Raw genomic sequence first — 12,175 nt, 5'->3', positions numbered from 1 at the left:
GATCGAGGTGTCCGCCGACTTGCCGTCGACTTCCAGTTTCTCGTAGTTGCCGCCCTTCGCATCGTCGATCTTGACGCTTAGCGAGCTGCCGCCGGCCAGTGCATCGTTAGGCGCAGCGAAGTTGACGCTGGCGCTGCTCGAGCCGACCGGAATGGTGATGGTCTGGCCGTTGGACAGGGTCACAACCACCGGCGAGCCGGTGACTGGTGCGCTGACGGACGCGGTGTAAACCACGATGCCGCCTTCGGCGACGGTGGACGTCGCGGTCAGGTTCACGGTCGAGGTGTCGAGGGTGTCAGTCACCTCGGTGACCGCCGCTGCCGGATTGGTGGCCAGGTTTTCAAAGTTGTCGCCTGCGGCGTCCTTGATGGTGACTTCGACCTGGCCGGCGTCTTTGTAGACATCGTCTTTCGGCGCATCGACAGTCACGGAACCGGTGGTAGCGCCGGCGGCGATGGTGATGACGGCACCGTTCGACAAGGTCACGATGACCGGTGTGCCGGCCGCATTGGTCAGGCTCGCGGTGTAAACAATCGACCCGCCCTCAGCCACGGCATTGGTTGCGCTCAGGCTGAGAGTTGTGGTGTCCGACGTGTCAGTGATCGAGGTCTCTGCCGACTTGCCATCGACTTCCAGTTTCTCGTAGTTACCACCCTTGGCATCGTCGATTTTGACGCTCAGTGAACCACCGCCGGCCAAAGCATCGTTCGGCGCAGTGAAATTCACGCTGGCGCTGCTCGAGCCGACCGGAATGGTGATGGTCTGGCCGTTGGACAGGGTGACAACCACCGGCGAACCGGTGACAGGCGATGTCACGGACGCGGTGTAAACCACGGTCCCGCCTTCGGCCACGGTGGACGTCGCCGTCAGATTAACGGTCGAGGTGTCGAGGGTATCTGTGACGTTGGTGACCGCAGCCGCCGGATTGGTGGCCAGGTTTTCAAAGTTGCCGCCCACGGCATCTTTGATCGTCACTTCGACTTGGCCGGCGTCTTTGTAGACGTCGTCCTTCGGCGCATCGACAGTCACGCTGCCCGTAGTCGCGCCAGCGGCGATGGTGATCACGGCGCCGTTGCTCAACGTGACGGTGACCGGAGCCCCGGCGGTGTTGGTCAGGGTCGCGGTGTAAACGATGGAACCGCCTTCTGCGACCGAGTCAGTCGCCGACAGGCTGAGGGTCGTGGTGTCCTGGGTATCGGTGATCGAGGTGTCGGCCGACTTGCCGTCGACTTCCAGCTTCTCGTAGTTACCGCCCTTGGCATCGTCAATCTTGACGCTCAGGGAACCGCCGCCAGCCAAGGCGTCGTTTGGCGCGGTGAAGTTGACGCTGGCGCTGCTCGAGCCGACCGGGATGGTGATGGTCTGGCCGTTGGATAGGGTCACAACGACTGGCGAACCGGTGACTGGTGCGCTGACGGATGCGGTGTAGACCACGGTTTCGCCTTCGGCGACGTTCGCGGTGGCAGTCAGCGAAACGGTTGTGGTGTCGATGGTGTCGTTAACGGTGGTCACCGCCGGTGTATCGTTGACGACCAGGTTCTCGAAGTTGCCGCCGGTCGCGCCTTTGATGGTCGCTTCGACGGTGCCGGTGTCTTTATAGACGTCGTCTTTTGGCGCATCGACAGTCACGGAACCAGTGGTAGCGCCGGCAGCGATAGTGATGACGGCGCCGTTGCTCAGAGTCACGGTGACCGGTGTACCGGCCGCGTTGGTCAGGGTTGCCGTGTAGGTGATCTGGCCGCCTTCATCCACGGTACCGGTCGCGGTCAGCGACAGGTTGGTAGTGTCAGCGGTGTCAGTGATCGAGGTGTCCGCTGACTTGCCGTCGACCTCCAGTTTCTCGTAATTACCGCCCTTGGCATCGTCGATCTTTACGCTCAACGAGCCGCCGCCAGCCAGCGCATCGTTCGGCGCGGTGAAGTTGACAGAACCGCTGCTGGCGCCAACCGGAATGGTGATGGTTTGGCCGTTGGACAGGGTCACAACGACTGGCGAACCGGTGACTGGTGCGTTGACGGACGCGGTGTAAACCACGGTGCCGCCTTCAGCGACAGTAGACGTCGCCGTCAGATTGACCGTCGAAGTGTCGAGAGTGTCAGTCACCTCGGTGACCGCTGCTGCCGGGTCCGTCACCAGGTTCTCAAAGTTGCCACCAGCGGCGTCTGTGATGGTGACTTCAACCTTGGCGGCATCTTTATAAACATCATCGGCAGGCGCATCGACGCTCACGCTGCCGGTGGTCGCGCCAGCGGCGATGGTGATGACGGCACCGTTCGACAAGGTCACGATGACCGGTATGCCGGCGGCGTTGGTCAGGCTCGCGGTGTAAACGATGGAACCACCTTCAGCGACTGAGTCGGTCGCCGACAGGCTGAGGGTAGTGGTGTCCTGGGTATCGGTGATCGAGGTGTCCGCCGACTTGCCGTCGACCTCCAGCTTCTCGTAGTTGCCGCCCTTCGCATCGTCGATCTTCACGCTCAGCGAGCTGCCACCGGCCAGCGCATCGTTTGGTGCAGTGAAGTTGACGCTGGCGCTGCTTGAACCGACCGGGATGGTGATGGTCTGGCCGTTGGACAAGGTCACAACCACCGGCGAACCGGTGACCGGAGCGGACACGGAGGCGGTGTAAACAACGGTCCCGCCTTCGGCCACGGTAGACGTCGCCGTGAGGTTGACGATCGAGGTGTCGAGGGTATCGGTGACGTCGGTAACCGCAGCCGCCGGATTGGTGGCCAGGTTCTCGAAGTTGCCGCCGGTCGCGCTTTTTATGGTTGCTTCGACGGTGCCGGCGTCTTTGTAGACATCGTCCTTTGGTGCGTCGACGGTCACGCTGCCGGTAGTCGCACCGGCGGCGATGGTGATGATTGCACCGTTCGACAGGGTCACGGTCACCGGAGTCCCGGCGGCATTGGTCAGGGTCGCGGTGTAAACGATGGAACCGCCTTCTGCGACCGAGTCAGTCGCCGACAGGCTGAGGGTAGTGGTGTCCTGGGTATCGGTGATCGAGGTGTCCGCCGACTTGCCATCGACTTCCAGCTTCTCGTAGTTGCCACCTTTGGCGTCATCAATCTTGACGCTCAGGGAACCGCCGCCAGCCAGGGCATCGTTTGGTGCGGTGAAGTTGACGCTGGCGCTGCTCGAGCCGACCGGGATGGTGATGGTCTGGCCGTTGGACAGGCTGACGACCACTGGCGAACCGGTGACTGGTGCGCTGAGGGATGCGGTGTAAACCACGGTTCCGCCTTCAGCCACACTTGAGGTCGCCGTCAGATTGACGGTCGACGTGTCGATGGTGTCGTTAACGGTGGTTACCGCTGGTGTATCGCTGGTGACCAGGTTCTCGAAGTTGCCGCCGGTCGCGTCTTTGATGGTCGCTTCGACGGTGCCGGCGTCTTTGTAGACGTCGTCCTTTGGTGCATCGACGGTCACGGAGCCGGTGGTTTTGCCCGCTTCGATGGTGATCACGGCGCCGTTGCTCAGGGTCACGGTGACCGGTGTACCGGCCGCATTGGTCAGGGTCGCGGTGTAGGTGATCTGGCCGCCTTCATCCACGGTGCCGGTCGCGGTCAGCGACAGGTTAGTCGTGTCAGCGGTGTCAGTGATCGAGGTGTCCGCCGACTTGCCATCGACTTCCAGCTTCTCGTAGTTACCGCCCTTGGCATCGTCAATCTTCACGCTCAACGAGCCGCCGCCAGCCAGCGCATCGTTCGGCGCGGTGAAGTTGACAGAACCGCTGTTGGCGCCAACCGGAATAGTAATGGTCTGGCCGTTGGACAAGGTCACAACCACCGGCGAACCGGTGACCGGCGCCGATACGGACGCCGTGTAAACCACGGTCTCGCCTTCAGCGACGCTCGCGGTGGCAGTCAGCGAAACGGTGCTGGTGTCGATGGTGTCGTTAACGGTGGTGACTGCCGGTGTATCGCTGGCGACCAGGTTCTCGAAGTTGCCACCAGTCGCGTCTTTGATGGTTGCCTGGACGGTGCCGGCGTCTTTGTAGACGTCGTCTTTTGGCGCATCGACGGTCACGGAACCGGTGGTTTTGCCCGCTTCGATGGTGATCACGGCGCCGTTGCTCAGGGTCACGGTGACCGGTGTGCCGGCTGCATTGGTCAGGGTTGCCGTGTAGGTGATCTGGCCGCCTTCATCCACCGAACCGCTGGCAGTCAGCGACAGGTTAGTCGTGTCAGCGGTATCAGTGATCGAGGTGTCCGCCGACTTGCCGTCGACTTCCAGCTTCTCGTAGTTACCGCCCTTGGCATCGTCGATCTTCACGCTCAACGAGCCGCCGCCAGCCAGCGCATCGTTCGGCGCGGTGAAGTTGACAGAACCGCTGCTGGCGCCAACCGGAATGGTAATGGTCTGGCCGTTGGACAGGGTCACAACGACTGGCGAACCGGTGACCGGTGCGTTGACGGACGCGGTGTAAACCACGGTCCCGCCTTCAGCGACAGTAGACGTCCCCGTCAGATTGACCGTCGACGTGTCGAGGGTATCGGTCACCTCGGTGACCGCTGCCGCCGGGTCCGTCACCAGGTTCTCAAAGTTGCCACCCGCGGCGTCCGTAATGGTGACTTCGACCTTGCCGGCATCTTTATAAACATCATCGGCAGGCGCATCGACGCTCACACTGCCGGTGGTCGCGCCAGCGGCGATGGTGATCACCGCGCCGTTGCTCAAGGTCACAGTGACCGGCGTGCCGGCCGGATTGGTCAATGTCGCGGTGTACAGAATCTGACCACCTTCGGCCACTTCGGTGGACGCCGACAGGCTCAGGCCGGTGTCGTCTTTCGAGTCGGTAATGGTGGTGAGCGCTGGCTCTGTACTCGGGGTCAGTTGTTCGAAATTGCCGCCGGTGGTGCCGGTGATCGTAGTGCTGACGGTGCTGCCGTTGTTGTAGACGTCGTTGGGCGGCGTATCGACGGTCACGCTGCCGGTGGTCTTGCCCGCTTCGATGGTAATGACCGAGCCGTTGCTCAAGGTCACGGTCATCGGCGTGCCGGCCGGGTTTGTCAGGGTGGCGGTGTAGGTGATCTGGCCGCCTTCGACGACGGTGCCGGTGGCGCTGAGGCTCAGGCCGGTGTTGTCGATCGAGTCGGTGATGGTGGTGACGGCAGGCGTGGTGCTCGGTACCAGGTTCTCGAAGTTGCCGCCGGTAGCGCCCGTAATTGTGGTGCTGACGGTGCTGCCGTTGTTGTAGATGTCATTGGCAGGGGTGTCGACGTTCACGGAACCGGTGGTTTTACCGGCTTCGATGGTGATGGTCGAACCGTTGGACAGGGTCACGGTGACTGGTGTCTGCGCCGGGTTGGTCAGGGTCGCGGTGTAGGTGATCTGGCCGCCTTCGGTGACGCTGTCGGTGGCGGACAGGGTCAGGCCAGTGTCGTCGACCGAATCGGTAATGGTGGTGACAGCCGGAGTCGGGTTCGGCACCAGATTCTCGAAGTTGCCACCGGTAGTCCCGGTGATCGTGGTGTTGACGGTGCTGCCATTGTTGTAGACGTCATTGGCCGGCGTCGGAACGTTCACGCTGCCGGTGGTCTGGCCGGCATCGATGGTGATGGTCGAACCGTTGGACAGGGTGACGGTGACTGGCGTCTGCGCCGGGTTGGTCAGGGTCGCGGTGTAAGTGATCTGACCGCCTTCGGTGACGGTCAAGCCCGCCGTCAGCGTGACGGTGGTGGTGTCGGCAGAATCGGTAATGGTGGTGACGGCCGGGGTTGGATTCGGCACCAGATTTTCGAAGTTGCCGCCAGTCGCGCCGGTAATCGTGGTGCTGACGGTACTGCCATTGTTGTAGACGTCGTTGGCCGGCGTCGGAACGTTGACGCTGCCGGTGGTGTTGCCAGCGGCGATGGTGATGGTCGAACCGTTGGACAGAGTGACGGTGACCGGCGTTTGCGCCGGGTTGGTCAATGTCGCTGTGTAGGTGATCTGCCCGCCTTCGGTGACGGTCGAACCCGCTGACAGTGTGACGGTGGTGGTGTCGACGGTGTCGGTGACCTGGGTCACGGCCGGAGTAGTCGGCGGGGTGACCACGATACCGCTGCCGCCGGTGGTGCCGGTGACGGTCACGTTGATCTGGGTCGGATCGTTATAAACAGTGTCGTTCGGTGCCAGCGGAACGTTGACGGTGCCGGTGGTTTGGCCGGCTGCAATCACGATCACCGAGCCGTTGGACAGGGTAATGGTCAGGTCGGTCAGCGGCGCCTGGGTCAGGGTCGCGGTGTAGACCAGCACGCCACCGGCCTCAGTGATGGTCGGCGTGGCGCTCAGGCTCAGGGTCGATTCGCGCAGGGCATTGGTGCTGGTATCGGCAGTCTGACCGCCGAGGGTGTCTTGTGTTGCCAAGGCAGCAGTGGCGAGGCCCTCTGTCGGGAAGCCGATAGTCGGGTCGACCCGGGCAGCGGTTGCCTCCAGGGCCACGAAGCTGTGGCCACCACCGGTAGAGCCGCCCCCGCTCGCAGCCGTAGGGCCGGCCGCGGTGGCTTCAAGAGCGGTGGTCGGGTCGACGCCGGCGGCGATGGCTTGCTGCAATTCGTCAACCGATGGCGCGGCTTGTGCAGTGGCTTGCGCAAGGTCGGTGCTGGAATCCGGATCGCTGCCGCTCCACTGAGTGTCGCGGCCCAGGTCCAGAGTCCGGCCATCAGCCAGTTCGAGCGTAATGGCGCCGGCGGCACCGGTGTCTACCTGATCGCCGACCAACAACCGGTCGCCTTCAACGAGTACGCGGCGGATGCCTTCTGGCGACACCGCGAAAACCTGACCAACAATGCTTTTGACGATGGCAACAACACTGCTCATTGAAGACTCTCCGGGTGTCACGTTCAGTTGACTTCCATGTACCGGTCAGCGTGTTCGCCGATCGGGGCTGGATGTACTTTCAAAATATTTGGTGCATAACTTTGACGCGTTATAGTCAATAATTTGGCTATATTTTTTCGAAATTAACTTTATGCCAAACTATTGACCTTATGGGAGCCATCCTAAACAATCGTCCCAGTAATGTCACATTGATATTTAAGCGGCGACCTGTTCTACAGTGTGTGACCCAGTTCCGATTTTTAACTTTCCGACATACGGTCATTCCGGTTGCCATCATCCGATGCAGCGCCACGTTTTGCAGTGATTCAAGACAAGAAGTCCCGGGAAATTCCAACTATGCGTTTGCACCTGTTCAAGGTTCTACCCTTCGCCCTTGCCGCCAGCTTTGTTCAGGCGCAAAGCCTCCCGCAGGCCATGCAGCAGGCGCTGGACGTCCATCCGGAAATTCAGGCAGGGGTTAACAGCCGATTGGCCGCGGATTATCAGTTAAAGGCCGCCAAAGGTGGATACCTGCCACGGGTCGATCTGCTCGGTGGTTACGGTCGCGAAGGCACTGACAGCGTCACCACCCGCGCCGCTGGCAACAATAACCACTGGGAAACGTTGAGCCGTAGCGAGTCAAGTTTACGTCTGTCGCAGATGGTATTTGACGGTTTTGCGACGTCCAGCGAAGTGGGGCGTCAACAAGCCACCGTTAATTCCCGCGCTTATTCCTTGCTGGGCACATCAGAACGTACCGGGCTGACCGTCGCTCAGGTCTATCTCGATGTATTGACCCGCCGCGAATTCGTGCGCCTGGCCGAAGACAACCTGAAGAACCACGAACGGATTCTTGACCAGATCAAATTGCGCACCCAGCGCGGCGTGGGCAGCGGCGCCGACCTTGATCAGGCCGATGCGCGCATGGCCCAGGCCCGCAACAACCTGATCACTGAACAGACCAACCTGGCCGATGCCGAAACCAACTTCCTCAGCGCCGTCGGCCAGATGCCCGATCAACTGGAGCGGCCCGCCGATTTCATGGCGCTGTTGCCGGCCAACCTGAATGAAGCGCGGGCGCAGATGCTGGAAAACAGCCCGATCCTGCGCTCCGCCGAATCCGATATCGCCGCCGCCGAGAAGCAGTACGAAGCCGCCAAGTCGAGCTTCTACCCGCGCTTCGATGCCGAACTGGGTCGCAGCGCCGACAACGATATTGATGGTCAGAATGGTCACAGCAACGAATGGCAGGCCATGCTGCGCATGCGCTTCAATTTGTTCGCCGGTGGTAGCAACAAGGCTGATCTGGAATCCAAGTCCTACCTGTCGAACCAGGCGCTGGATATTCGCAACAACGCCCTGCGCGTACTGAATGAAGAACTGGGCCTGGCCTGGAATGCCTTGAACAACGCCAATGCCCAAGTGCCGATCGCCCAGCAATATGTCGATCGCAGCGCCAGTGTACGCAGTGCTTACCAGAAACAGTTCAGCCTCGGCGAACGCACTTTGCTCGATCTGCTCGACAGTGAAAACGAGCTGTTCAGCGCTTCCCGTCGGCTGGCCGAGATCAAAAACATTCAGTTATTTACTCAGTACCGAATCAAGGCGACCATGGGCGAATTGCTCAAAAGTCAGGGCGTGGTCGCACCATTGGCATCCGTTGTGCAAAACGACGTGAAGCCCAAGGTCCAGCTGCCCGGGATGAATTGAGTCCTGCCTCATTTTAATCGTTAGCCAAGAGTGTCGAGCGTGGAATCAGAAGTCAGTCGAGTTCAACTCATTCATGATCCGCGCGCGCTGCATGACGATCCGTTACTGGACGGCCTGCTAGCCCTTTGCACTTTGCACCAGAAACCGGCCAGCGCTGCGATGCTGACCACCGGCCTGCCGTTACCCAAACAACGCCTGAGCGTCGAACTGCTGCCCCGCGCGGCCGCTCGCGCCGGGCTACAAGGGCGGGTGTTGCAACGCAAGCTGGAGCAGATTCCGGCGATTGCCATGCCGGCGCTATTGCTGCTCAAGGACGGTCGCAGCGCGGTGCTGCTTGGCTGGCAAGGTGAAGACCAGGCTCGCCTGCTGCTCAGCGAAAGCGATGGTGGTGAGGTTTGCGTCAGCCGTGAACTGCTCGCCGACGATTACAGCGGCAAAGTCTTCTTCGCCCAGCCCCAACACAAATTCGACGTCAACCACGGCACGCTGATCCCGCGCGCGCGTTCGTGGTTTCGCGACACGCTCAAGCGTTCGCGCTGGCTGTACGTCGACGCCATCGCCGCCAGTTTTCTGATCAACATCATTGCCATGGCCGCGCCGCTGTTCGTGATGAATGTCTACGACCGCGTGGTGCCGAACCAGGCCGAGTCGACCCTTTGGGTCCTGGCCATCGGCATCACCGGTGCTTATCTGTTCGACCTGATCCTCAAGAGCCTGCGCAGCCTGTGCCTGGACCTGGCCGGCAAGAAAACCGACCTGATCATCTCCGCGACGCTGTTCGAGCGCATCGTCGGCATGGCCATGAAATACCGCCCGGCCCGTGTCGGCAGCTTCGCCCAGAACATCCATGAGTTTCAGAGCCTGCGGGACTTTCTCGCATCGCTGACCCTCACCAGCCTGATCGACCTGCCGTTTACGCTGCTGATCTTCATGGTCATCGCGATCCTGGGCGGGCATCTGGTGTGGATTCCGGTGCTGGCGTTCCCGATTGCCTTGCTGATCGGTTATGCCTTGCAGAAGCCGCTGGTGGCGACCATGGAACGAACCATGGCCCTGGGCGCCGAGCGTCAGTCGAGCCTGATCGAAACCCTCGCCGGTCTCGATGCGGTGAAGGTCAATAACGCCGAAAGCGAACGCCAGTATCAGTGGGAACAAACCATCGGCACCCTCAGCCGCCTCGAGCTGCGGGTGAAAATGCTGTCCGGTCTGGCGATGAACATCACCTTGCTGATCCAGCAATTGGCCGGGGTGATCATGATCGTCTTCGGCGTGTACCAGATCATCGACGGCCACCTGAGCATGGGCGGCTTGATCGCTTGCTACATGCTCAGCGGTCGTGCCCTCAGCCCATTGGCTTCGTTGTCCGGCCTGCTGACCCGCTACCAGCAGGCCCGCGTGACCATGACCTCGGTCGATCAGATGATGGAGCTGCCGCAGGAGCGCAATTTCGACGAGCGCCCGCTGAGCCGCAAGGTGCTGCAAGGCGCCATTGAATGCCGTCAGCTGAGCTTCACTTACCCGGATCAGCAGAACCCCGCGCTGAAGGGCATCAACCTGATCATCAAGCCCGGCGAGAAGATCGGCATCATCGGCCGCAGCGGCTCGGGCAAAAGCTCTCTGGCCAAATTGCTGGTGGGCCTCTATCAACCGGACGACGGCGCGTTGCTGGTGGATGGTGTGGATATCCGTCAGATCGACGTCAGCGAATTGCGCCACAACATCGGCTACGTGCCCCAGGACATCCAGTTGCTCGCCGGTACCCTGCGCGATAATTTGGTGTCGGGCGCGCGCTATGTCGAAGACGAATTGGTGCTGCAAGCCGCGGAACTGGCCGGCGTTCACGAATTCGCCCGTCTGCACCCGCAAGGTTATGAGCTGCAAGTCGGTGAGCGTGGGCAGAACCTGTCCGGCGGTCAGCGCCAGAATGTCGCCCTGGCCCGAGCGCTGTTGCTCAACCCGCCGATCCTGTTGCTGGACGAACCGACCAGCGCCATGGATAACACCGGCGAAGAACGCCTCAAGCAACGCCTCGCCGCGGTGGTGGAAAACAAGACCGTGGTGCTGGTGACGCACCGGGCTTCGCTGTTGTCGCTGGTGGATCGTCTGCTGGTGATCGACCGTGGGCAGATACTCGCCGATGGCCCGAAAGCCGCTGTCATGGAAGCGTTGAAGAAGGGGCAGATCAGTGTTGCTTAAGTCCGGGGTCAAAGATTCCATCCGCCGCTATTTCAAAGGCTCCGCGTCGCTGCAAGGCCAGCCCCTTCCCGAGGTCAACAAAGCGCTGATCGAAGACGCCCCGCGCGTGGTGCGATTGACGATCTGGGCGATCATCGGCTTCTTCGTGTTCCTGATGCTCTGGGCCAACTTCGCGGTAATCGATGAAGTCACCAAGGGCGACGGCAAGGCAATTCCATCGTCGAAGATCCAGAAAATCCAGAACCTTGAGGGCGGTATCGTTTCCGAGCTGTTCGTCACCGAGGGGCAAATCGTCGAGGCCGGCGCGCCGCTGATTCGGCTGGACGACACGCGGTTTGCCTCCAACGTCGGTGAAACCGAGGCCGATCGGCTGTCGATGCTGCTGCGTGTGGAGCGCTTGAGCGCCGAGGTCGATGACCGTGCGCTGAACTTCCCCGCCGACGTGCTCAAAGCTGTTCCCACCCAGGCCGCCAGCGAAGAGTCGCTGTACATCAGTCGTCGTCAGCAACTGCACGATGAAATCGGTGGCCTGCAGGAGCAGTTGATCCAGCGTCAGCAAGAGCTGCGCGAGTTCACCTCCAAACAGTCTCAGTATCGCAACGCATTGTCGCTGCAACGTCAGGAAATCAACATGTCCGAGCCGTTGGTGGCTCAGGGCGCGGTGTCTCCGGTGGAAGTGCTGCGACTCAAGCGTGCCGAGGTCGAAACCCGCGGCCAACTGGACGCCACCACGTTGGCGATCCCTCGCGCCGAATCGGCGATCAAGGAAGTGCAGCGCAAAGTCGACGAGACGCGCGGCAAATTTCGCAGCGAAGCCCTGACTCAACTCAATGAAGCGCGCACCGACCTGAACAAGGCACAGGCCACTGGCAAGGCCCTGGAAGACCGGGTTAGCCGGACACTGGTGACATCGCCGGTGCGCGGCATCGTCAACAAGTTGCTGGTCAACACCATTGGCGGCGTGATCCAGCCGGGCAGCGATCTGGTGGAGATCGTGCCATTGGATGACACCTTGCTGGTAGAAGCCAAAATTCGTCCGCAAGACATCGCCTTCCTGCACCCGGGGCAAGAAGCGACGGTGAAATTCACTGCATACGACTACACCATCTACGGTGGGCTGAAGGCCAGGCTGGAGCAGATCGGCGCCGACACCATCACCGACGAAGACAAGAAGACCACTTACTACATCATCAAACTGCGCACTGATCGCAGCCACCTTGGGACGGATGAAAAACCGTTACTGATCATCCCGGGGATGGTGGCGTCGGTGGACATCATTACCGGCAAGAAGACCGTACTCAGTTATTTGCTCAAGCCGATTATTCGGGCGCGCGCCGAGGCGTTGCACGAGCGGTGATTCTCGGTTGGGGCTGACGGCCTCTTCGCGGGCAAGCCTCGCTCCTACAGGGACGCGGGCTTCTGTAGGAGCGAGGCTTGCCCGCGAAAGCGTCCTCAAAGCAACCAC

Annotated in this window: 4 protein-coding genes; 3 read left to right on the top strand and 1 reads right to left on the bottom strand. The window is 61.1% G+C overall.

Translation table 11 applies throughout. The annotated features are described in order from the left end of the window. The coding region (locus PMI18_RS03550) for a retention module-containing protein (RefSeq protein WP_007906410.1) at window positions 1–6,804 on the bottom strand (6,804 nt) is incomplete at its 3' end. A 357-nt stretch (window positions 6,805–7,161) separates the two neighbouring features. On the opposite strand from PMI18_RS03550, the gene PMI18_RS03555 reads away from it, so the two are divergent. The 3 genes from PMI18_RS03555 to PMI18_RS03565 are packed head-to-tail and all read left to right on the top strand — an operon-like array spanning window position 7,162 to window position 12,067. After that, window positions 7,162–8,514, top strand: a complete 1,353-nt coding sequence (locus PMI18_RS03555) for a TolC family outer membrane protein (RefSeq protein ID WP_007906408.1) — start codon at window positions 7,162–7,164, stop codon at window positions 8,512–8,514. Window positions 8,515–8,553: 39 nt separating this feature from the next. Beyond that, window positions 8,554–10,710: a type I secretion system permease/ATPase gene (locus tag PMI18_RS03560; RefSeq protein ID WP_007906405.1), complete on the top strand. Its 2,157-nt coding sequence runs from the start codon at window positions 8,554–8,556 to the stop codon at window positions 10,708–10,710. Then, entirely contained in the window at window positions 10,700–12,067 is a 1,368-nt protein-coding gene (locus PMI18_RS03565; RefSeq protein WP_007906403.1) for an HlyD family type I secretion periplasmic adaptor subunit, read from the top strand. Before PMI18_RS03560 ends, PMI18_RS03565 begins: the two co-directional genes overlap by 11 nt. Window positions 12,068–12,175 lie beyond the last annotated feature (108 nt).

Source organism: Pseudomonas sp. GM102 (genome assembly GCF_000282555.1).
In the GTDB taxonomy this organism is placed as follows: Bacteria; Pseudomonadota; Gammaproteobacteria; order Pseudomonadales; family Pseudomonadaceae; genus Aquipseudomonas.
The sequence above is the reverse complement of the archived record's forward strand: the minus strand, read 5'-3'. Positions and strand labels throughout refer to the sequence as shown.

Excerpts from the sequence above, each read along its gene's own strand:
- PMI18_RS03555 (WP_007906408.1), top strand. The coding sequence starts at position 7,162 with ATGCGTTTGCACCTGTTCAAGGTTCTACCCTTCGCCCTTGCCGCCAGC.